Here is a 280-nt window from a genome sequence, read left to right on the forward strand (position 1 = left end):
GGCCGGCTCCGGCGGGGTCGCGGGCGCCTGCTCCGGCGCCGGCGGCTCCTCCTGCTCGGCCGCCGCGGCTGCGGCGGCTGCGTCGGCCGCCGCCTGGGCGGCCGCCTCCTGGGCACGCTGCTCGAGCGCGGCCTGCCGCTGCGCGGCCAGCTCGGTGCTCGTGCCCTGGAGGCGGGCCAGGTCGGCGACGAGCGCGTCGCGCGCGGTGGCGACGTCCCGGGCCGCGGTCTCCGCGGAGGCGGCCGAGGCGGCGGCCGCGTCCCGCGCCTCGCGGGCCTGC

At 85.0% G+C, this 280-nt stretch carries 1 protein-coding gene; it reads right to left on the minus strand.

The genetic code is table 11. The features are described from left to right. Window positions 1-280 (minus strand): hypothetical protein (locus QWY29_RS20230; RefSeq protein WP_300963027.1); only part of this gene is annotated, 280 nt, incomplete at both ends.

Origin of the sequence: Nocardioides abyssi, from assembly GCF_030412915.1 — a bacterium.
GTDB lineage: Bacteria > Actinomycetota > Actinomycetes > Propionibacteriales > Nocardioidaceae > Nocardioides > Nocardioides abyssi.